Source organism: Nocardia sp. NPDC055053, from assembly GCF_053608285.1.
In genome coordinates, this window is record NZ_JBSGVD010000026.1 from 70,595 (window position 1) to 90,594 (window position 20,000).

Consider the following 20,000-nt stretch of genomic DNA (forward strand, 5'->3'; position numbering starts at 1 on the left):
AGCTCATGAGTCTTGATGTCCGTGTGCTCGGGCCCGTTCGACTGCTGGTCGGCGGTGAGCCGGTGGCGGTCGGCGGGCCCAAGCCGCGCGCTCTGCTTGCCGCGCTCACCGTCAACCGGCGGCGCGCGGTGTCTTCTGCCGTGCTGGCCGAGATGGTGTGGAACGAGGATCCGCCGGACTCCTATGCCGCCAGCCTGCAGGTGTTCGTCTCCAACATCCGCAAGGCGCTGCGCAACGCCGGTATCGACTCCGCGCAGGTCCTGCGGACCGAGGGCGCGGGCTACCGGCTCGAAATCCCGGACACCGCCTGCGATCTCGGCCGGTTCGAGAACGCCCGCGAGGCGGGTTCGCGCTGCCTCGACGTGGGCGACCACCCCGGCGCGGCCAATCTCTTCGGCGCGGCACTGCGCGAGTGGACCGGGCGGGCACTGTCGGATCTGGCCGGACTGCAGTTCGCCGACGGTTTCGCGACCGCGATGGACGAGGAGCGGCTGCTCGCCGTCTCCGCCCGTGTCGACGCCGAAATCGCCTGTGGGCGCGCGTCTTCGGTGATCGGCGAGCTGGTCTCGATGACCAACGAGCACCCGCTGCGCGAGCCGCTGTGGGGTCAGCTGATCACCGCGCTGTACCTGTCCGGCAGGCAGGCCGACGCGCTCGAGGCATGCAGGCGGGTGCGCAGCGTGCTGGCCGAGGAACTCGGCATCGATCCCGGCGCCGCGCTGATCGAGCTGGAACAGCGGGTGCTGCGGCAGGAACCGCTGAATGTGGTGGAGGCCAGGCGATCCGAGCAGCTCGCCGCCGCGATGACCGAGACGGTCACCGAGGTGCCGCGCTCGATCCGCAACGGCAACCTGCGCTTCGCCGACGGCCGCACCATCCCGATTCCGCACGGCGGCATCAGGATCGGGCGGATGACGGACAACGAGCTGGTGCTCGACGACCCGAAAGCCAGCCGTTACCACGCGCACATCATGCCGAGCCGCGCCGGACTGCTGATCAAGGACCTGCACTCGGCCAACGGCGTCTACGTGAACGAGGTGCCGATCGACAGCGGCGCGCTGCTGGCCGACGGTGATGTCATCCGGGTCGGGGCAACCGTGCTGACGTTCATCGCCGTTTCGTAGGCCCGGTTGAGCTCAGCGCGGGCTCACGCGGACGTATTTTCCCGACCCGCTTCCGATCGATCGGCTCGGGCTGGGCCATCGCCGCGGCCCGGATCGGTAACATCCTAGGCGCGTTCGCCATCACAGCGATTCTGGATCACTGGGGAATCTCCGCGGTCTTCTACTTCATAGCTGCCCTCATGTTCGTCCTCGCCATGGTCATGGCGTCCCTCGGAGAGTCGACGAGCGGCTCCCTCGAACGGTCCGATGAGCTTGCCGACCCCGAGAGCGTGGCCCCGGTCGGCGGGAACTGAGCAAAGAACCCATACAGCGTTTTCTCCATCGCCAAACAGAGGAGCGATGAATGGCATTGAACGAGTACACCCCCGGCACCACCTTTACGGGAACGGCCGGACCCACCATCGACCAGTCCAGTCCCGCCTGGCCGAGGCCGGTCCGTGCCAACCCGAACTCACCGAACGTGCTGGTGATCGTGTTCGACGACGTCGGCTACGGACAATTCGGGTGTTACGGCAGCCCGATCGCCACCCCCAACCTCGATGCGCTGGCTGACGGTGGCCTGCTCTACCGCAACATGCACACCACCGCGCTGTGCTCACCGTCGCGCTCGTGCATCATCACCGGACGTAATCATCATGCCAACGGGATGGCCACGGTCACCGAGTTCACCACCGGCTATCCCGGATACGACGGGAACATCCCGTTCTCCAATGGTTTTCTCTCGGAGATGCTGCTGGCGCGCGGTTACAACACGTACGCGGTCGGCAAGTGGCACCTGACACCCGCCGACCAAGAATCGGCCGCAGGCCCCTACAACCGCTGGCCGCTGGGACGTGGCTTCGAACGCTTCTACGGCTTCCTCGGCGGCGACACCAGTCAGTGGTACCCGGATCTGGTCCACGACAATCACCAGGTCGAGCCGGAACGCACCCCCGAAGAGGGCTACCACCTGAGCGAAGACCTGGCGGACAGGGCAATCCAGTTCGTCGCCGACGCCAAACAGGCCGCACCGGACAAGCCGTTCTTCCTCTACTTCTGTCCTGCCGCCGCACATGCTCCGCACCACGTGCCCAGGGAGTGGGCCGACCGCTACCAGGGCCGATTCGACGAGGGCTGGGAGGCCTATCGGGAAATGGTGTTCGACCGGCAGAAGCAATTGGGCGTCATCCCCGCCGATGCCGAGCTGTCCGAACGGGATCCCGACGTGCCGGAGTGGAACTCGCTGAGTCCCGACGCGCGCCGACTGGCAGCCCGGATGATGGAGGTGTACGCCGGGTTCCTGACCCACACCGACCACCACATCGGCCGCGTGCTGGACTTCCTGAAGGAGACCGGCGAATTCGACAACACCATCGTCGTCGTGGTTTCCGACAATGGCGCCAGCGCCGAGGGCGGTGTCACCGGCACGACCAACGAACTGCAGTTCTTCAACAACGCGCAGGAAACACTCGAGGAAAGCCTCAGGGACATCGACGACCTCGGCGGCCCCGCCACCTTCAACCACTATCCGTGGGGCTGGACCTGGGCCGGTAATACCCCATTCCGGCGGTGGAAGCGTGAGACCTACCGCGGCGGTACAAGCGACCCGTTCCTTATCCACTGGCCGCGCGGCATCGCGGCGCGCGGCGAGGTGCGCACCCAGTACGCGCATCTGATCGACATCATGCCCACCGTGCTCGACCTGCTCGACCTCGAGCCGCCGGAATCGATAAATGGTGTGGCACAAACCCCGCTGCACGGCGTCAGCTTCGCCCACACCCTCGATGATCCCACCGCGCCGACCCGCCGCCACACCCAGTACTTCGAGATGCTCGGCAACCGCGCGATCGATCACGACGGCTGGCGAGCGGTATGCCCGTGGCCGGGGCCGTCGTTCGCCGAGTCCGAGCGACCATTCGGCACTCCGATCACGGCCGAGGACCTCGCGGACCTGGATGCCGGACACTGGGAGCTGTACCACGTGGCCGAGGACTTCGCCGAGAACCACAATGTGGCCGCCCAGCACCCGGACAAGCTCGGCGAGCTGATCCGGCTGTGGTACGCCGAGGCAGGCAAGTACCAGGTCCTTCCCATCGACGGCAGAGGGATGGCCCGGCTGTTGGACGGGCGACCTCAACTCACCGAGAACCGCACCCGATACACCCTCCGGCCCGGCACCCAGTCGCTGCCGATAGCGGTCGCACCCCGACTGTTCAATCGGCCGCACAGCATCATCGCCGAGGTGACCATCCCCACCGACGGGGCGGAGGGCGTGCTGCTGTGCGAGGGCGCCTATACCGGCGGTTGGTCGTTCTACCTGCAGCACGGCCGACTGCACTACGTGCACAACTATGTGCGCCGGTCCTGGTTCACCGTGTCCTCCGAGGAAGCGATTCCGGCCGGGCGCCACCGGCTCGGCTTCGAATTCCAGCCCACCGAACTCCCCGACTTCGCGCAAGGTAAGGGCGCTCCCGGCCGTGCGTTGTTGTACCTCGACGACCGCCTTGTCGGCCAGGCCGATTTCCCATTCACCACACCGATCGTCTTCAACCCGGGCGGTCTGCGCTGCGGCGCCAACCCCGGATCGGTGGTGACGTCCGAGTACCGCGCGCCGTTCCGATTCACCGGCACCTTGCACAGCGTGACCATCGACATCTCCGGCACATCGATCACCGATGCCGCGAGCGAAATGCGCGTGGCCATGGCCCGGCAGTAGTCGCCGTGCGCTGAACAACCCCAGCCCCGGCGAACCGTCGCCGCACACCTCACCGACGGACGACCGCGACAGAATTCGCGGGGAGGCGGCTATGTAAGGCGGACTTCGCAGACCGCGCGGCCGAAGAGCTTGCGGCCCTCGGAGATTCCGCTCAGCAGGATCGTGGCGGCGCGGCGTTCCGGGTCGATCGACTTGATCTTGCCGGAGAACTCGATGACGCCCGCTTCGGCCGGGGGGACAGGGACGAAACCGGAGAAGCGGACGGCCAGCTTCTCGATCGCGGTGGGGTCGCCGAGCCAGTCGGTCAGGTATTGGGCGGCCAGGCCCATGGTCAGCAGGCCGTGTGCGACGACGGTCGGCAGGCCTGCCAGTTCGGCGGCGCGGTCGCTGAAGTGGATCGGGTTCGGGTCGCCGGAGACGCCGGCGTAGTTGGCCAGGTCGCCGCGGGTCACCCTGGCGATGCCCGCGGGCAGCTCGCCGCCCTTGACCAGGGAGTCGAACTCGGGGGTGGTGTTGACCGGGGCGAACTCGCGCGTCGCGGCCGCCGGTGCGGGGCCGGTGCGGCGGATCAGCGTGTCGCCGGTGTCGACACCGGCGATGGTGGCCGGGCGCGGGTGCATGCTGATGTTCTCGACGGCGTCGACGATGCCGGGGTCGACCTCGACACCACGCCGGGCGACGATGGTGGTCGTGCCCTGCACGGCTGTCTCGCCGTCCTGATTGATCAGCTTGAAGCCGACGTTGATGAAGTCGTTGTCGCCGAACTGGCGGATGGACTCGATGTCGATCTCGGTGCTGATCCGGTCGCCCGCCAGCATCGGCCGGTAGATCTCGAAGACCTGGTCGGTCTGCAGGACCTGCGACAGGTCGTACTCGGTGAGCACGCTGTCGAGCAGCGCCCTGGTGGCGCTCATCCCGATCACCGAGGCGAAGGTCGGCGGCGCGACGATGCCCTCGTAGCCGAGCTTGCGCGCGTCGACTTCCTGGTGATGGGCGGGGTGCAGATTCTGCACGGCCCTGGCGAATTCCCGGATCTTCTCGCGGCCGACCTCGTAGTGATCGCGGAACCCGAAGCGCTGGCCGACCAGCGACGCGTCCGGGACCACAGCTTCGATGTCCGGCTGCGACACTGTCTGTACCTTGCTCATGATCCGGAAAATGTTAGTCGAGGATCCAACCGGATGACCAGTTATGTGTGACCCGTCATAGCAGGCAGGAATGCCCGCTACGACGGGTCGAGGCCGGGTTACGGGGTGCCCGCGGGGTCGCACACCTTCCAGCTGCCGTCGGTGCGCTGCAGGTCGAACGTGCGAGCGGTCCGCTTCGACGGGTCGGCGGAGGTGTACACCGTCGCCTCGGCAAGCGCGGTGTCGCCGGTGATGCGCACCGCATCCACGCTGTCGACCACCGGAATGGAACCGCGTTCCGTCGAGAGCTGATGCACGCCGGTGAACTGCTCGGCGGTGATGCCCTGGTAGAACTCGTGCAGCTGGCCGCACGTGCTCGACCGCAGGTCATCCAGGTCGCCGCTGCGCAGTGCGTCGGCGTAGGCGCCGATCGCCGTACGGACCTGCCCCTCGGGCGAGTTGTCGCCGGACATCAATGCCACCACGGTCGCGATCAAGGCGATCACCAGCACGGCGGCACCGGCCACGGAAAGCAGCCAGCGCTTCGAGCGCTCGGCGGCCTTCGGGTCCTCGGCCACCGCGACCGGTGGCGCGTCGAACCGCTGCGGCGGTGGGACCGGCCGCGGTCCGTCCTGCTGACCGGCCCACCCGGTCGACGGCTGCTGACCCTGCTGCGGGCCGCCCGGTGCCTGCTGGCCTCGGCCCGGTCCGTCCTGCTGACCCGGCTGCTGCTGGCCCGGCCGCGGGCCGTCCGGCGGCGCGACCTGGCGCTTGCCCTCGGCCAGCTGCTGCGCGGGGCGCGTCGGCTGGATGTCGGCGGGCGAGGGAGCCGACGCCGGCTTCGGCGGAACACTCGGCCCACGCGGCGGCGACGGCTGTGTCTCCTCGACCCCGGGCCCATGCGGTCCACCCGGGCCCTGATGCCCCGCCTGCCGCGGCCCCGCGGGCCCACGCGGCGTATTCGGCGGCGGCGTCATCGGCCTGCCACCGGCGGGCGGCACCACCCGATCCGTCGGCCGCTGGATCGGCATGGCCGTCGTCGGCGCATCCGCCGGATCGACCATCCGCATCGCCACGGTCTGATCCTCGGACGGGGGAACCTCGCTCCCACCCTTCTTCACCAACGAGCCCGCCCCGGCAGCAGCTGCCGTCGCCCCAGCAGCTGCCGCCGCTGCCGCAGCAGCACCCGGCCGCACGCCGGGCTTGCCACCCGGCACCGCACGTCCTGCGCCCGGTCCGGCCTGGCCCGCGCCCGGCTTGCTGCCCGGCCCGGTGCGGTCGGCACCCGGCTTGTCGCCTGCTGCACGCCCCGGCGTTCCGGTCTGGAACTTCTCGGTCGCCTCCGCGTCAGCGGCCCGCGAACCACCCTTGCCGACAACAGCTCCGGAGACCGTGGGTGCGTCCGCATCCGCATCCCCGCCGCCGTCAGCCTCGCCCGAGCCGCGCGTCTCTGCCGCGCTGGCCTTGTCCGCCGTGTCACCCGTTGCCGAAGCGGAGGCATCCGCTGATGCGGCGGTGGCGCGGTCTGCGTGGCCTTCGTTCGAAGCCGGACGATCCACGGCAGCGGCCGTGTCGTCGGCCGAGGTGTCGTCAGGTGCCGCGCCTGTTGTGGCAGCACCGGCGAGCGCCGCACCCGCTGCCGCACCTGCGGCGGCGGATGCCTTGCCGGACTTCGCGGCCGACGTCGACGGACGGTCGACCTGGCTCATGCCGGCCGTCGGGATGTCCGCTTGCGCGGCTTTCGACTGAGCGCTCGAAATCTTCGCGGTAACGTCGTTCGACGAATCATCCTGAGCTGCAGATGCTTTCCGGCCAGGGATGGGCATCGCGGTGGTCGGCGCATCGGGGCTCGCGAGATCGACCGCGCGATCGCCTTGACGGCCCGCGCTCTCCGAACTCGCCTGCTCGGAACGGACCCCACCGGGCAGACCCTGCGACAGTCCAGCCAACGGCGAGGCGGCGGCATCCGAGCCCTGGTCTTGCGCGGGGTTCTGCGCGCCACGCGCCTGGTCGCCGACCCGACCCGCATCGGACCCTTGCCGACCAACGTCCTGCGATCCCGCGGCAGCGGAGCCGACTCCCGGTCCGCCAACTCGTGGCGCACCTTCCGGCCTATCGACCGGCCGCGCCGCCGGCTGCCCGGCGCCCTGCGGTCCGCCGGGAGCGTTGCCGCTACCCGAACGCTGTTGTCCACCAGGCACATTGCCTGCACTCGTGCCGGGGCCGCCCTGGGGCCGCGGCCCGCTGGGGACATTGCCACCACCCGAATGCTGCTGTCCACCGGGCACATTGCCCTCGCCCGGACCGCTCTGAGGCCGCGGCCCGCCAGGTGCGTTGCCGCCACCCGAACGCTGCTGTCCACCGGGCGCATTGCCCGCGCCTGGCCCGCCCTGAGGCTGCGGCCCGCCGGCGTTGCCGACACCCGAAGGCCGTTGTCCGCCCGGCACATTGCCGGGGTGTCCACCCGGCTGTGTGCCACCGGGCCCACCCTGGGGACGTGGCCCACCGGGTCCGAGGGGCTGCCGCCCACCAGGCACGTTGCCCTGACCCGACGGCTGTCCGCCAGGCGAGTTGCCGTACGGCGCGTCGGGGCCGCTCCCTGGGCGTGAACCAGTCTGCGGCGTCCCGGGGCGGCCAGTGGGCTGTGGGCCGGGAGCGCTGCCCGGTCGCGAAGCTTGTTGTCCACCCGCGGCATTCCCCGATCGACCGACGGGCTGGGCGCGGCGGGGTGGTGCCGAAGGGTGCTGGGGTGCGTTGCCGGGGTGACCCGCCTGCTGCGGCGCGCCGGGGCCGCCCTGGGGCCGCGGACCGCCGGGTGCGCCCATGGGCCGTGCGGGGTTCGAAGGCTGTTGTCCACCAGATGCGGGGGCCTGCGCCGGCCCACCGGCTGAACTCTGCCCACCAGCCGGACGCTGCCCGGCAGCGGAACCCGAGCCGCCATTCGAACCCTGCCCGCCGGCCGAGCTCGGGCCACCGGCGGAAGCCGCCCCACCCGCGGCCCCCGGTGACTCACCGCGCCGGATGACAACCGTCTCCGCGGTCCCCCCGGCAGGCGGGGTGACGGTCGCCCTGCCCGGTTCGGTGACCGCTTCGGGGGTCGACTTGGGCGCGCCGGTCGGCGGCGCGGGGCTCGACGAATCGGCGCCACGCTGGGCGCTCGGCCCGGTCGCGCCGGGGTCGGCAGGCTCGGCTGCCGGGTTGTTCTCGTCGGTCGGGTCGGACACCTAGTACCCCTCGCTCAGGCTCGAACGTTGCCACTCCTGGGTCAGCCTAATGCGCGCCGCGCGGGGGAGTCCGCCGATCGCCCCGCGGCGGGCCGGGCGACGTCGTCCGGCGGCTCGGTGCACAATGAACCCATGACCTCCTTCGGTGACCTGCTCGGACCGCAGCCGGTCCTCCTTCCCGAATTGATCGACGCCGAAGACGCCATCGCGGCGGGCACCGACCCGGTCAAGGTCGCCGCCGACCACCCGGCCGCGTCCATCGCCTGGGCCCAGCTCGCCGAGAACTCGCTGGAGCGCGCGGGCGGCGAGGTCAATCACGACACCGTCGCCGCGTACGCGTTCGCTCGCACCGGCTACCACCGCGGCCTCGACCTGTTGCGCCGCAACGGCTGGAAGGGGTTCGGCCCCGTCCCGTGGAACCACGAGCCGAACCAGGGCTTCCTGCGCAGCGTCGGCGCGCTGGCCAGGGCCGCGAAGACGATCGGCGAGACCGAAGAGTACGCCCGCTGCCTCGATCTGCTCGAAGACTGCGATCCGCGCGCGGCCGCCGAACTCGGCCTGGACTGAGTCGTGGCCGAGTCGTAGGTGAGCGATTCCCACTCCGTCGTCGCCGCGGCATCCCCGGTCGTAGCGGCCGCCAAAACCAGCACTGTCGATCGCTTCAAGGCGTCCTCGGTGCGGCTGCGGCTGTCGGCGATCCCGATCATCCAGTGCTCGCTCGGTGCGGCGCTGGCCTGGTTCATCGCGCACAACGTTCTCGGCCATCCCGAACCGTTCTTCGCGCCGACGGCGGCGGTCGTCTCCATCGGCATCTCCTTCGGCGCCCGCATCCGCCGGTCGGTGGAGCTGGTGGTCGGCGTCGCCGTCGGTATCGGCATCGGTGACCTGTTCATCGCACAGGTCGGTACCGGTGTCTGGCAGGTGGGGCTGGTCGTCGCGTTAGCGATGGCGTGCGCGGTGTTCCTGGACGGTGGTTCGATCATCTCGATCCAGGCGGCCGGCTCGGCGGTGCTGGTCTCCACGCTGACTCAGGCCGCCGGGGCGGGACCGAGCCGCATGATCGACGCGCTGGTCGGCGGCCTCGTCGGCGTGCTGATGGTCGGGCTGATCCCCTTGCACCCGGTGCGCCGGGCCCGTGAACACGCCGCCGACGTGCTGTCGGTGATGAGCAAATCCATGATCACCTGCGCCGACGGCCTGCTCGAGCAGGACTCGGCCAAGGTGCACGACGCGCTGTCGGCGGTGCGCGCCACCCAGAGCCAGATCGATGCGCTGCGTTCGGCGCTGGCGGGCGGCCGTGAGGTCATCCGGATCTCGCCGCTGTACTGGAACTCCCGCAAGCGGCTCGCCCGCATCCATTCGGCGGCAGACCCGCTCGACAACGCCGTCCGCAATACCCGTGTGCTGCTGCGCCGTTCACTCACCCTGGTCCGCGACGACGAGGTGCTCGACCCGCGCCTGATCGACCTGGTCAACCAGCTGGGCAACGCCACCGACGTGGTCCGCAAGATGATGCTGGCCGACCCCGGCGAGCAGCCGGATCAGGCCGAGGCCACCCGCGCACTGCGCAGTGTCGCCAAGAACGCCCGCCCGGAACTGGTTGCCGGGGCCGGCCTTTCGGCGCATGTGGTGTTCGCGCAGATCAGGTCGATCGTGGTGGATCTGATGGTGGTGTGCGGGATGCAGCGCATCTCGGCGATGGCGCTGCTCCCGCCCACCGTGCCCAATCCGTATGTGACGCCGGAGGAATGAGGGTTCAGTCGCCGACCGGGGAGACCCGGGGGCGGCCCGGCCGCAGCGAGAACCGCTTGCGGTCGAAGTCCCACACCCGGTAGATCGGCCACTGCGAGGTGTGCATCAGCCAGGCGCCGGTGATCACGGCGCGGTGGAAGGGCACCACGGTGTAGCCCTGATTGGCGATGGTCTGCAGGCCGCGCAGCTGGTACTTCCACCAGACGCTCGGCGGGGTCTTGCGGCGGCGCGCGGAGATCTCGGCCCGCAGCTGTGGCAGCTGGTCGATGCGCAGCTTCGCCTTGGTCAGGCACAGCGCCAGGTCGAGGTCTTCGTGCAGGTCGCGCCGGGTGGTGGTGGCGTCTTGCACCTGTTGCCAGGCGCTGCGCCGGATCGCCATGTTCGCGCCGTGGACGTTGCCGACGGGCTGGTGCTTGATCAGGCCGAGGCGCTCCTGCCCACCGATGACGGCCGCGAGGAAGAAGCCGATCGGGGAATCGTGGTAGGTGCTGATGCCGGTCACCGCCATGGTGTCCGGATGCGCGTCGAGGTGCGCCCGCACGGTGGCGCCCCAGTCGGGCGCGACGAGGGTGTCGGCGTCGATGCGGCCGATGTAGTCGCCGCGGGACTTGTCGAAGCCGGTATTGCGCGCGTGCGCGACGCCGGGATCCGGCTCCTCTAGCAATTCGATCTTGGGATGGTGGAGGGCTAGTTCGGCGACTATCTCGCGGGTGCCGTCGGTGCTGCCGTTGTCGACGACGACGATCTCGTCGACGGTGTCCTGGCCGACTAGGCGTTCCAGGCAGGCGGTGATGCAGGAAGCTTCGTCCAGCGTCGGGATGACGACGGACAGGACTACGGGCGATTCAGTGGGGCCCATACGCGTTTCCGTTCCAGAGTCGTGGCTGACCCGCGACAGGCTATCAACGCCAGAAACGAGTCATGTGGCTGCCGTAGGCGGCCCAACCCTCTGGTACCCCGGAAAGCTCGAACAAAGCGTAAACACCGTTGAAGAAAACCTGACTCAGCGGCGTGAAAAAGATGACAGCGAAGAGGATCAGCATGCCGTACGGCTTGAACTGGTCGAGCGCCCTGCGGGTCTCGTAACTCAGCGACGGCTCGATGATGCCGTACCCGTCCAGGCCCGGCACCGGAAGAATGTTCAGCAGAAACGCCGTGATCTGCAGGAACGCCAGAAAACTGAGCCCGACCCAGAACGCCGCGTGCTCCTGGACCGACCCGAACACCCGCACGATCACGAGCAGCACCACCGCGCACAGCGCGTTGGACGCCGGACCGACAGCGCTCACCAACCGCTGCACACTCGACCGGAACCGGGTGATGTCCACATACACCGCGCCACCGGGCAGACCGATACCGCCAAGGGCTATGAACACCAGCGGCAGGCCGATCGACAGCACCGGATGGCTGTACTTGAGCGGATTCAGGGTGAGGTATCCCCGCACTTCCACTTCGTGATCGCCCGCCCGCCACGCGACATAGGCGTGCGCGAATTCGTGCAGGCACAGGCTGATGATCCAGCCGAACACCACGAGGACGAACACGCCGAATTTCGCCCGCACCGACTGGATGTCGGCATCCCAGGCCAGCGCGCCACCGGCCACGGTGATCAAGACGATGAGCAGGAAGACCGGGCTGGGACGGATGGCACTGTGGTCGGCCCGCCTGCCCGGGGTGAAGGAATAGGTCATCGCACCAAGAGCCAGGGTTGTTCGAATCGGTAGAAGGTCGAGCGCGGCACCTTGCGCTCGGTGGTGATGCCGTCCCGGGTGACGATCGCGCCCGGCGTGCCGAGCTGCGCGGCGCGCCCGGACACCCAGGTGCGCTTGCGGAAACCCTTGCGCACGCGCGCGCGGACCCCTGGCATCGTCATGGTCGGTGAGATCAGCATCGTCGCCACGGTGCCGCTGAACAGCAGGGTGTCGTCGACGTAGGCCTCGCCCTCCAGGGCGGCGCCGTCGATGCCGGTGATACTGGCCCGGCCGACCAGCACGGTGCCGGTGTCGTCGCGGATCAGCGGGGTCTCGATCGCGCGGCCGTCGATCGCGATCTTCGCGGCGGCGTTGCCGGTGGCGGTCTGATACACCCGCGAGGCGTAGGTCGTCTCGACCGGAACGAAACCCACCTCGACGTGCAGTCGTTCGGTGCGCATCAGATGGGTGAGCACGGAGGCGAGGCCCGCGTCGGAGCCGAGCACGATCAAGCGCGGCAGGCTGTCGGCGGCCAGCACGGGCAGCAATTCGTCGATGACGGCGACATCGGGGAGCGGGCCGGTCTGGGTGGTCGGCAGCGAGGCGAGCGCGATCGGGACCGGTATGTCACCACATCGGAGAACGTGGGTACTCAAACTGCGGTACACCCTCCTCGGTACGGCCGACGGTGCGTCGCCCACAAGCACACGGCAAAACCCCCTGCCGGCAAGTAACCGTATCCGATCCTGGCGTCGGTGAGGGCCGGGGGGCGGCACGCTCGGGCAGGGCACGTCGATGGTCCCTGATCAGGCGTCGGCTAGACTGTGTCTCCGGCCACCGCCTCAGTGACTGGACGCGCAGCGTCCTACGGCAGGTAGCTGCAGTACACAGTGTGCTGCTGTCGATCTGTAGGAGACGCGAAATGCCGGCAATCGTCCTCATCGGCGCCCAGTGGGGCGACGAGGGCAAGGGCAAAGCTACCGACCTGCTCGGTGAGCGGTTGCAGTGGGTCGTCCGTTATCAGGGCGGCAACAACGCGGGCCACACGGTGGTCCTCCCCAACGGTGACAAGTTCGCTCTGCACCTGATCCCGTCCGGCATCCTCACCCCGGGCGTCAAGAACGTCATCGGCAACGGTGTCGTCGTCGATCCGGGTGTGCTGCTCGACGAGCTCGCCGGTCTGGAAGAGCGCGGAGTCGACACCTCCGGCCTGCTGCTCTCCGCCGACGCGCACCTGATCATGCCGTACCACGTGGCCATCGATAAGGTCGCCGAGCGCTTCCTCGGCAGCCGCAAGATCGGTACCACCGGCCGCGGCATCGGCCCCTGCTACCAGGACAAGGTCGCCCGCGTCGGCGTCCGCGTGGCCGACGTGCTGGACGAGAAGATCCTCACCCAGAAGGTCGAAGCCGCACTGGAGTTCAAGAACCAGGTGCTGGTGAAGATCTACAACCGCCGCGCGCTCGACCCGCAGCAGGTGGTGGACGAGGTGCTCGAGCAGGCCGAGTCGTTCAAGCACCGCATCTCCGACACCCGCCTCGAGCTGAACCTGGCGCTCGAGCGTGGCGACACGATCCTGCTGGAAGGCTCGCAGGGCACCCTGCTCGACGTCGACCACGGCACCTACCCGTTCGTCACCTCGTCGAACCCGACCTCCGGCGGCGCCGCGGTCGGCTCCGGCATCGGCCCGAACAAGATCGACACGGTGCTCGGCATCCTCAAGTGCTACACCACCCGCGTCGGCTCCGGCCCGTTCCCGACCGAGCTGTTCGACAACTTCGGCGAGTTCCTGGCCAAGAACGGCGGCGAGGTGGGCGTCACCACCGGTCGCGCTCGTCGCTGTGGCTGGTTCGACGCGGTGATCAGCCGCTACGCCACCCGCGTCAACGGCATCACCGACTACTTCCTCACCAAGCTCGACGTGCTGTCGGGTCTGGACACCGTGCCGATCTGCGTCGCTTACGAGATCGACGGCGAGCGGGTCGAGCAGATGCCGACCACCCAGACCGAGTTCCACCACGCCAAGCCCGTCTACGAGGAGATGCCCGGCTGGTGGGAGGACATCTCGCAGGCACGCACCTTCGAGGAGCTGCCCGCCAACGCGCAGGCCTACGTGCTGCGGCTCGAAGAGCTGTCGGGCGCGCGGATCTCGTGCATCGGCGTCGGCCCCGGCCGCGACCAGACCATCGTCCGCCACGACGTCCTGGGCTGAGTTTCCTTCGCGAACTGCCCCTTCCCGGTTTCGGGGAGGGGCAGTTTTCGCTGTTCAGGGTCATCTCCCGACGGGTCTGCGGGTGGCGCCGGCCGTGCCCGGGGTACCGTCGAAGCGGTTCCGGACGGAGGTGGCTGATGGCGATACGCGCAGGTCTGGCCGTGTCGGCGCTGCTCACGCTCGCCGTCCTGCCCGGCTGTAGCTCGCCGGGCGAACCCGCCCCGCCGCCCAGCCCGGCACCGGTGAGTTCGGTGCTCCCGCCCGCCCAGACACTCATCCCCTCCCAGCAGCGCAACGAGCGGATCCGCGGGATGCTCTACACGGCGGGCTGCACCAGCAATGCCTGCGTCCAGACCTACTTCGCCTGCATGGACGGTTATCTCACCGGCGATCCCTGCCAGTTCTACCGGGACCACCCGCCGCCACCATGACCGATCGGCCTGTATCGCGACGGCGGCAGACCCCAAGTCGTCGATGCTCAGGGCCGCGTGCGGATCATTGTGCGCGGGTGAGGAATTCACCGATCGCGGGGGCGAGGATCGAGACCTTCGGGTTGTGGGTGACGCCGGGCAGCTCGGCGAACTTCGCGTTCGGCAGGACCTCGGCGGCGGCCTTGGCGCCCTTGGTGAGCATCGGGGCGGTGCGGTCGCCCGCGAGGACGAGCACCGGAACGGTGACGCCGCTCCACTCGGCGGCGTCGAGCTTCTTGCCGCGCATGTACGGCTTCATCACCGCCCAGTCGTGGGCGGTCGAATTGGCCGTCGCGGCAAGGTCTTTCCAGAACGGGGTCACGCGCATCGCGGTGACCATCAGCCAGGGCATGCCCATCGCCTTGGTCATGTAGTAGCGGACCGTCTTGTTGCGGTCGTCCGCGGCGATCAACGGATGCAGTTTGGCTTCCAGATCCTTCGGCGGCACATGGTCTTTCGGGTCGACCACGAACGGCGGCTCGAAGGCGACCACCTCGGTCACGCCCGGCACCTGGGCCGCGGCCAGCAGCGCGAGCGCGGCACCGGAGGACCAGCCGAACAGCGCGGCCTTCCCGCCCGCGGCCTCGACCAGCGCGGCGATATCGGCGATCTCGTTGGCCACGTCGTACACGCCGGGGGAGTCGGCGCTGTCACCGCGCCCGCGCCGGTCGTAGTTCAGCACCGTCAGGTCGAACTCGGTGGCCAGCGTCTCGGCGAGCTCGACCATGGTCGCGAACCCGCGGTAGCTGAACGCGCCGCCGATCAGGATGACCGTCCCCGCCGTGCCGTCCCCGACGCGGTCGTAGGCGATCGTGGTGCCGTCGGCCGACGTCACAGTCTGCATTGTGGTTCCTCTCGATACGGGCCGTGTGACCACCGGACTCGACGTTACGCGATCGGGTCTTAGCAGGTCGGCACGGGTTTACGCCGGGCATCCGCCGCCGGCGCGCCCCGGCGAATTCGATCTTGTCCGGTACCGGTGCAGACGGCGCCCGCCGCGCGGATTCATCGGTCGGAATCAGAACAGCATCGGCTCGCCGAAACCCGGGGTGTTCTCGATCTCGAGCAGTCGCGCCTTGGTGCCGATGCCGCCCGGCGCGGAGAACCCGTGCAGCGCGTGATCGGCGGCGAGGACCCGGTGACAGGGGATGATCAGCGGGACAGGGTTGCGCCCCAGCGCCTGCCCGACGGCTTGGGCCGAGCCGGGCGCGCCGAGGCGGGTGGCGATGTCGCCGTAGCTGAGCGTGTGGCCGGGGTCGATCTCGCGGGTCACCGCGTAGACGGCACGGTAGAACTCGGGCACACCGCCCAGGTCGACGTCGATCCAGCGCAACGGGTCGACCGTGCCCGTCAGATGGGCACGAATCCCCGCGATCGCCGCGGTGATCGCAGGCCCTGGTTCGTCCTCGACCACCGGCACGCCGCCGAGTGGCCTGGTGATCCGGGCCAGCGTCTCCTCCTCGCTCGCCTCGGGTAACTGGAACCGCACGACAGTCTCGCCGTGCCAGGCGATCGCGCACAGGCCGATCGCCGTGTCGAACAGTGCCGCGGCAACCGGTTCGGTCCTGGTTCCGGAACTCATGATCACAGTGTGCGCCGACCCGGTGACAGATTCCGGCCCGCCCCCGCGCTCACGCGGCGAGCGGCCCGCGCTCTCCGGATTCGGAAGGTCCAGTTTTCGACAACTGGACTGGACTGTTCGGAGATGTCGACTCGTCCTCGTGTACCCGCACCGCATCGAGATCGCGGAACAGACGCTGATCGTCGTAAGTGCCGAAAGCCCGGTCGTGCGGCAGGTATTGGAAGGGCCAGAACGGCAATTCCCCTTGTTTCGGCGAGAAGTGATAGACGGCGTACCCGAAGGCGGTGGCGACGGCGAGGGCGAGGAAAGTGGTCATATCGTAAGAATCCTCCGACTGGCCTTGCCCAGAAATATCCACTTACGGAATACTGGACTTCATGGCGACAAGAGTGATCGGCGCGTCGGGCCTGGCCCGCGACCTCGGCCGGTGGCGTGACCCCGAAACCGGCGGCGATTCCCCCGAGCGCCGCCCACACCGCCCCGCCTATCTGGCGCTGGCCGAGGCGATCCGCCTGCTGATCCACGACGGCCGCGCCCCGCTCGGCGTCGCCCTGCCCAGCGAGCGCGATCTGGCCACCACCCTCGGCGTCAGCCGCACCACTATCACCTCGACGTACTCGCTGCTGCGCGAGCACGGCTACCTGATCAGCCGCCAGGGCTCCCGCAGCACGGTGGCCCTGCCGCCGGCCATCCAGCACGACGGCTCCAAGCCGGCCCGCGGAATCATGGCGCTGATGGCCCAGCCCGAACTGCCCACCATCGACATGACCTACGCCGCGATGTCGGCCCCACCGGAACTGCACGATGCGTATTCGACCGCACTGCAAGGCATTCCGGCCTACCTCGGCACGCACGGCATGGACCCGGTCGGCGTTGTCGCCCTGCGCGAGGCGCTGGCCCGCCGCTACACCGCCCGCGGCCTGCCCACCGAGCCCGAACAGATCCTGGTGACGCTCGGCGCCCAGCACGGCCTCCGGCTGCTGCTCAACGTACTCACCTCGCCCGCCGCGCGCGTGCTGATCGAGCACCCCACCTACCCGAACGCCATCGAGGCGATCCGCGACGTCGGCGCCCGTCCCATCCCGGTCCCGCTGCGCCCCGAATTCCCGCACGCCGGTTGGGATCTCGACGGCCTGCGCAGCACAGCCAGGCAGACCGCGGCGACGCTGGCCTATCTGGTCCCCGATTTCAACAACCCCACCGGTCTGCTGCTCGACGCCGACGGCCGCGCCGAACTGGCCGCCATCGCCCGCGACACCAGGATGACCGTCGTCGTCGACGAGTCGATGAGCGATCTGAATCTGTCCGGCGAGACCATGCCGCCACCGGTCGCCGCGTTCGCGAAGGGCTCGGAGATCATCACCATCGGTTCGGCGTCGAAGTCGTTCTGGGGTGGTCTGCGGGTCGGCTGGATCCGCACCAATCAGGCGCTGATCACCAAGCTGCTCGGCATCCGCGCCACCGTCGACCTCGGCACCCCGGTGATGGACCAGCTGGCCACCGTCCACCTGCTGGAGAACGCCGAACCCATCCTCGACCGCCGCCGCGAGCAGCTGCGCACCCAGCGCGCCGCCCTGCTCGACGCCGTCGCCGAAGATCTCCCCGGCTGGTACATCGCCCCCGGCGCGGGCGGCATGTCGGTCTGGGCGCAGCTGCCGAGCCCCGTCTCCACCGCACTGGCCGCCACCGCCCCCAACCACGGCGTACTACTCGCCGCCGGACCACGTTTCGGCGTCCAGGGTGCCTTCGAACGCTTCCTGCGCCTGCCGTTCACCCACCCCGAACCAGAGCTGCGCCTTGCCGTGAAATCCATCGCCGCCGCTTATGAAGCCCTGACCCCGCGCGCCGCCGACCCGCTGCAACCGCTCACCTGCTACTGAGTCAGCCGAATCCGCACGGGTGGGCTCCGGCCGACGCGGACGCTGGCCGCACCGTCTCGTAGCCGGCGCCGAGCATGAACAGCATCGAGATCAGGATCGCCACCGTGGTGAGCGGCACCGCGACGGCGCTGCGCGGCGACGGATGCCGGAACAACAGCACCAGCAGGAACACCAGCGAGATCGTGCTGGCCATCAACAGTCCGGCGGCGAGGCCGTTGAGCGCGCTGACCGCCGCGGGCACCGGGGCCTCGCTGTGACACCGCGATGCGACGAACCGGGACTTGCGATCGTCGAACATTCCTTCGGCCATGGCGAAGGCGAGCAGCGCTGCGCCGAAGGTGGTGACCGCGATGAGCGCGGCGAGCACCTTCGGTGGCCGATGGCCGGTGCGGGTCCGATGCCTGTCGTCGATAGTCGATCAGACTACCGGCGACAGGCAGGCAAATCAGTCAACCCAGACCGATTCGATCGGTGTCGTTTCCGACGGCGGCGGCGTCGGCACGCCACCGGGAGTGCGGGAGAACCGCGGCGCCGGCGCGTGCTGGACGACGCCCTCGATATCGATCAGGCCGGTACGGGCCACGATGTGCGGGTTCTGCTCGGCCTCGGTGAAGGTCAGTACCGGGGTGGTGCAGGCGTCGGTGCCGTCGAAGATCGCGGCCCACTCGTCGCGGGTCTTGGTCTTGAACTTGTCCGCGAACAGCTTGCGCAGCTGCTCCTGCCCGTTCGGATCGATCTGCATCGGCAGACCCTCCGGGTCGATCTCCAGCCCGGCCAGCAGCTCGGCGTAGAACTGCGGCTCGATCGCGCCGACGGCCATGTACTTGCCGTCGGAGGTCTCGTAGGTGTCGTAGAACGCCATGCCGGTGTCGAGCAGGTTGGTCCCGCGCTCGTCGGACCACAGGCCGACCCCGCGCATGCCCCAGATCATGTGCGAAAGGGCAAGCGCCCCATCGATCATCGCGGCGTCGATGACCTGGCCCTTGCCGGAACCCTGCCGCTCGACCAGCGCGGCGAGCACGCCGAACACCAGGAACATCGAGCCGCCACCGAAGTCGCCGACCATGTTCAGCGGCGGCACCGGCCGCTCACCCTTGCGGCCGATGGCGTTGAGCACGCCGGTCAGCGAGATGTAGTTGATGTCGTGGCCCGCGCGATCGGCGAGCGGGCCGTGCTGACCCCAGCCGGTCATCCGGCCGTAGACCAGGCGCGGGTTGCGGGCCAGCGCGTCGTCGGGGCCGAGGCCCATGCGCTCGGTGACGCCGGGCCGGAAGCCCTCGAGCAGCACGTCGGCCTTCTCGACCAGGTCGAGGATCTTGGCGACGTCGGCGGGATCCTTGAGGTTCGCTTCGACAATGGTCCGGCCACGCCACTGCGGGCGCTCCATGAAACCGGGCATCATGCCGGGACGCTGCACGCGGACCACGTCGGCGCCGAGGTCGGCCAGCAGTAGCGCGGCATGGGGGCCCGGCCCGATGCCGGCCAGCTCGATGACCTTGATCCCCGCGAGGGGTCCCTGCTTGGCGGTGGTGGACTCGCTCACACCTGACCTCTGTTCATCGTCGAACGGTATTGACACTCTGACAATAGCGTCGGGATGGCGGCCCGGGTAGGGCATGGGCGAGAATTCCGGTGGCGCGACTCGGCGCCACAATGGGAGGACCCGTAGTGAGCGTGTGGGGTGAGGTCATCGTAGGCCTCGTCATTCTGGTCGGTCTCGTCGGCGTGATCGTGCCGATCCTGCCCGGCGTCATCCTGATCTTCGCCGCGATCGCGGTGTGGGCCTTCATGACCGGCGGCGCCGAGGCCTGGACGGTGCTCGCGATCGCCACGGTCGCGCTCGGCATCTCCGGCATCGTGAAATACACCTGGCCGGGCAGGCGGATGCGCGAGGCTGGAGTGTCGAACCGGGCGCTGCTGGTCGGCGCGATCCTCGGCGTCGTCGGGTTCTTCGTCATCCCGATCGTCGGCCTGTTCATCGGCTTCGTACTCGGCGTCTACCTGGCAGAGCTGTACCGCTTGAAGACCAACCAGCTGGCCTGGCCCGCGACGGCGCACGCGCTCAAGGGTGTCGGGCTGTCGATGCTGGTCGAGCTGCTCGGCGCGCTGGTCGCCGCCGGTGTGTGGCTGACCGGCTCTGTGTTGGTCTGAGCGCTGGCGCGCTCGAGTTCGCGGCCCCTTGTGTCCCGCCGGTCAGGCACCGTTGCTTGCTCCTTCGTCGCCTACGCAACGGCACCTGACCG

Annotated in this window: 19 protein-coding genes; 9 read left to right on the forward strand and 10 right to left on the reverse strand. The window is 69.1% G+C overall.

What is annotated here, in order from left to right; all coding sequences use genetic code 11:
* Positions 1–5: 5 nt before the first annotated feature.
* Together ACWF82_RS24400 and ACWF82_RS24405 are read left to right on the forward strand one after the other, a co-directional pair.
* A complete protein-coding gene (locus tag ACWF82_RS24400; protein WP_452504654.1) occupies positions 6–1,124 on the forward strand; it encodes a BTAD domain-containing putative transcriptional regulator in 1,119 nt (372 codons plus the stop codon).
* A gap of 343 nt (positions 1,125–1,467) precedes the next feature.
* On the forward strand, positions 1,468–3,819 hold the full coding sequence (locus ACWF82_RS24405; protein WP_452504656.1) for an arylsulfatase: 2,352 nt from the start codon (positions 1,468–1,470) through the stop codon (positions 3,817–3,819).
* Between the two features lie 89 nt (positions 3,820–3,908).
* Here ACWF82_RS24405 and ACWF82_RS24410 read toward each other — a convergent pair whose 3' ends face one another.
* Together ACWF82_RS24410 and ACWF82_RS24415 are read right to left on the reverse strand one after the other, a co-directional pair.
* Complete coding sequence (locus tag ACWF82_RS24410; RefSeq protein ID WP_452504658.1) at positions 3,909–4,967, reverse strand: fused (3R)-hydroxyacyl-ACP dehydratase subunits HadA/HadB; 1,059 nt, start codon at positions 4,965–4,967, stop codon at positions 3,909–3,911.
* Positions 4,968–5,065: 98 nt separating this feature from the next.
* Positions 5,066–6,655: an Rv0361 family membrane protein gene (locus ACWF82_RS24415; RefSeq protein ID WP_452504660.1), complete on the reverse strand. Its 1,590-nt coding sequence runs from the start codon at positions 6,653–6,655 to the stop codon at positions 5,066–5,068.
* A 1,312-nt stretch (positions 6,656–7,967) separates the two neighbouring features.
* Here ACWF82_RS24415 and ACWF82_RS24420 point away from each other — a divergent pair.
* The 3 genes from ACWF82_RS24420 (at position 7,968) to ACWF82_RS24430 (ending at position 9,922) form a co-directional block, all read left to right on the forward strand.
* The gene (locus ACWF82_RS24420) at positions 7,968–8,174 is read left to right on the forward strand and encodes a hypothetical protein (RefSeq protein WP_452504662.1); all 207 of its coding nucleotides are present in this window, start codon (positions 7,968–7,970) and stop codon (positions 8,172–8,174) included.
* Positions 8,175–8,302: 128 nt separating this feature from the next.
* Positions 8,303–8,737 (forward strand): DUF3151 domain-containing protein, encoded by a 435-nt coding sequence (locus tag ACWF82_RS24425; RefSeq protein WP_452504664.1) that lies wholly within the window; start codon positions 8,303–8,305, stop codon positions 8,735–8,737.
* 18 nt (positions 8,738–8,755) lie between these two features.
* Positions 8,756–9,922 carry an FUSC family protein gene (locus ACWF82_RS24430; RefSeq protein WP_452504666.1) on the forward strand — a complete coding sequence of 389 codons (1,167 nt, stop codon included), beginning with the start codon at positions 8,756–8,758 and terminating at the stop codon, positions 9,920–9,922.
* Between the two features lie 4 nt (positions 9,923–9,926).
* Here the strand turns inward: ACWF82_RS24430 and ACWF82_RS24435 are convergent, their stop codons facing one another.
* Genes ACWF82_RS24435 through ACWF82_RS24445 form a run of 3 tightly spaced genes read right to left on the reverse strand, consistent with a single transcriptional unit; the run spans position 9,927 to position 12,269 of the window.
* Positions 9,927–10,781, reverse strand: a complete 855-nt coding sequence (locus tag ACWF82_RS24435; protein ID WP_452504668.1) for a glycosyltransferase family 2 protein — start codon at positions 10,779–10,781, stop codon at positions 9,927–9,929.
* A 43-nt stretch (positions 10,782–10,824) separates the two neighbouring features.
* Entirely contained in the window at positions 10,825–11,613 is a 789-nt protein-coding gene (locus tag ACWF82_RS24440) for a site-2 protease family protein (RefSeq protein ID WP_452504670.1), read from the reverse strand.
* Complete coding sequence (locus tag ACWF82_RS24445) at positions 11,610–12,269, reverse strand: hypothetical protein (RefSeq protein ID WP_452504672.1); 660 nt, start codon at positions 12,267–12,269, stop codon at positions 11,610–11,612. Before ACWF82_RS24445 ends, ACWF82_RS24440 begins: the two co-directional genes overlap by 4 nt.
* A 266-nt stretch (positions 12,270–12,535) precedes the next feature.
* Between ACWF82_RS24445 and ACWF82_RS24450 the strand changes: the two genes are divergently transcribed.
* Positions 12,536–13,825, forward strand: a complete 1,290-nt coding sequence (locus ACWF82_RS24450) for an adenylosuccinate synthase (protein ID WP_452504674.1) — start codon at positions 12,536–12,538, stop codon at positions 13,823–13,825.
* Between the two features lie 137 nt (positions 13,826–13,962).
* Positions 13,963–14,256, forward strand: coding sequence for a hypothetical protein (locus tag ACWF82_RS24455; protein ID WP_452504676.1), 294 nt, complete (start codon positions 13,963–13,965; stop codon positions 14,254–14,256).
* Positions 14,257–14,320: 64 nt separating this feature from the next.
* On the opposite strand, the gene ACWF82_RS24460 is transcribed toward ACWF82_RS24455, so the two are convergent.
* The 3 genes from ACWF82_RS24460 to ACWF82_RS24470 all read right to left on the reverse strand — a co-directional run bounded on the left by ACWF82_RS24460 (position 14,321) and on the right by ACWF82_RS24470 (position 16,235).
* Positions 14,321–15,139, reverse strand: a complete 819-nt coding sequence (locus tag ACWF82_RS24460; RefSeq protein WP_452504678.1) for an alpha/beta fold hydrolase — start codon at positions 15,137–15,139, stop codon at positions 14,321–14,323.
* Positions 15,140–15,313: 174 nt separating this feature from the next.
* Positions 15,314–15,877, reverse strand: coding sequence for a methylated-DNA--[protein]-cysteine S-methyltransferase (locus ACWF82_RS24465; protein ID WP_452504680.1), 564 nt, complete (start codon positions 15,875–15,877; stop codon positions 15,314–15,316).
* 49 nt (positions 15,878–15,926) lie between these two features.
* Entirely contained in the window at positions 15,927–16,235 is a 309-nt protein-coding gene (locus ACWF82_RS24470) for a hypothetical protein (RefSeq protein WP_452504682.1), read from the reverse strand.
* 19 nt (positions 16,236–16,254) lie between these two features.
* On the opposite strand from ACWF82_RS24470, the gene yczR reads away from it, so the two are divergent.
* A complete protein-coding gene (gene yczR / locus ACWF82_RS24475) occupies positions 16,255–17,757 on the forward strand; it encodes a MocR-like transcription factor YczR (RefSeq protein WP_452504684.1) in 1,503 nt (500 codons plus the stop codon).
* A 1-nt stretch (position 17,758) separates the two neighbouring features.
* Here the strand turns inward: yczR and ACWF82_RS24480 are convergent, their stop codons facing one another.
* Together ACWF82_RS24480 and ACWF82_RS24485 are read right to left on the reverse strand one after the other, a co-directional pair.
* Positions 17,759–18,124 (reverse strand): hypothetical protein, encoded by a 366-nt coding sequence (locus ACWF82_RS24480; RefSeq protein ID WP_452504686.1) that lies wholly within the window; start codon positions 18,122–18,124, stop codon positions 17,759–17,761.
* Positions 18,125–18,202: 78 nt separating this feature from the next.
* On the reverse strand, positions 18,203–19,300 hold the full coding sequence (locus tag ACWF82_RS24485) for a CaiB/BaiF CoA transferase family protein (RefSeq protein ID WP_452504688.1): 1,098 nt from the start codon (positions 19,298–19,300) through the stop codon (positions 18,203–18,205).
* Positions 19,301–19,410: 110 nt separating this feature from the next.
* Here ACWF82_RS24485 and ACWF82_RS24490 point away from each other — a divergent pair, with 110 nt between their 5' ends.
* Positions 19,411–19,908, forward strand: a complete 498-nt coding sequence (locus tag ACWF82_RS24490) for a DUF456 domain-containing protein (RefSeq protein WP_452504690.1) — start codon at positions 19,411–19,413, stop codon at positions 19,906–19,908.
* Positions 19,909–20,000: the final 92 nt, after the last annotated feature.

Bases quoted from the DNA above. Each gene is read 5' to 3' on its own strand.
- ACWF82_RS24490 (WP_452504690.1), top strand. From the start codon at position 19,411: ATGGGAGGACCCGTAGTGAGCGTGTGGGGTGAGGTCATCGTAGGCCTC.
- ACWF82_RS24420 (WP_452504662.1), top strand. From the start codon at position 7,968: ATGACAACCGTCTCCGCGGTCCCCCCGGCAGGCGGGGTGACGGTCGCC.
- ACWF82_RS24440 (WP_452504670.1), bottom strand. From the start codon at position 11,613: ATGACCTATTCCTTCACCCCGGGCAGGCGGGCCGACCACAGTGCCATC.
- ACWF82_RS24460 (WP_452504678.1), bottom strand. From the start codon at position 15,139: ATGCAGACTGTGACGTCGGCCGACGGCACCACGATCGCCTACGACCGC.
- ACWF82_RS24415 (WP_452504660.1), bottom strand. From the start codon at position 6,655: ATGAGCCAGGTCGACCGTCCGTCGACGTCGGCCGCGAAGTCCGGCAAG.
- yczR (WP_452504684.1), top strand. From the start codon at position 16,255: ATGGCGACAAGAGTGATCGGCGCGTCGGGCCTGGCCCGCGACCTCGGC.
- ACWF82_RS24455 (WP_452504676.1), top strand. From the start codon at position 13,963: ATGGCGATACGCGCAGGTCTGGCCGTGTCGGCGCTGCTCACGCTCGCC.
- ACWF82_RS24410 (WP_452504658.1), bottom strand. From the start codon at position 4,967: ATGAGCAAGGTACAGACAGTGTCGCAGCCGGACATCGAAGCTGTGGTC.
- ACWF82_RS24425 (WP_452504664.1), top strand. From the start codon at position 8,303: ATGACCTCCTTCGGTGACCTGCTCGGACCGCAGCCGGTCCTCCTTCCC.
- ACWF82_RS24435 (WP_452504668.1), bottom strand. From the start codon at position 10,781: ATGGGCCCCACTGAATCGCCCGTAGTCCTGTCCGTCGTCATCCCGACG.
- ACWF82_RS24465 (WP_452504680.1), bottom strand. From the start codon at position 15,877: ATGAGTTCCGGAACCAGGACCGAACCGGTTGCCGCGGCACTGTTCGAC.
- ACWF82_RS24450 (WP_452504674.1), top strand. From the start codon at position 12,536: ATGCCGGCAATCGTCCTCATCGGCGCCCAGTGGGGCGACGAGGGCAAG.
- ACWF82_RS24400 (WP_452504654.1), top strand. From the start codon at position 6: ATGAGTCTTGATGTCCGTGTGCTCGGGCCCGTTCGACTGCTGGTCGGC.
- ACWF82_RS24405 (WP_452504656.1), top strand. From the start codon at position 1,468: ATGGCATTGAACGAGTACACCCCCGGCACCACCTTTACGGGAACGGCC.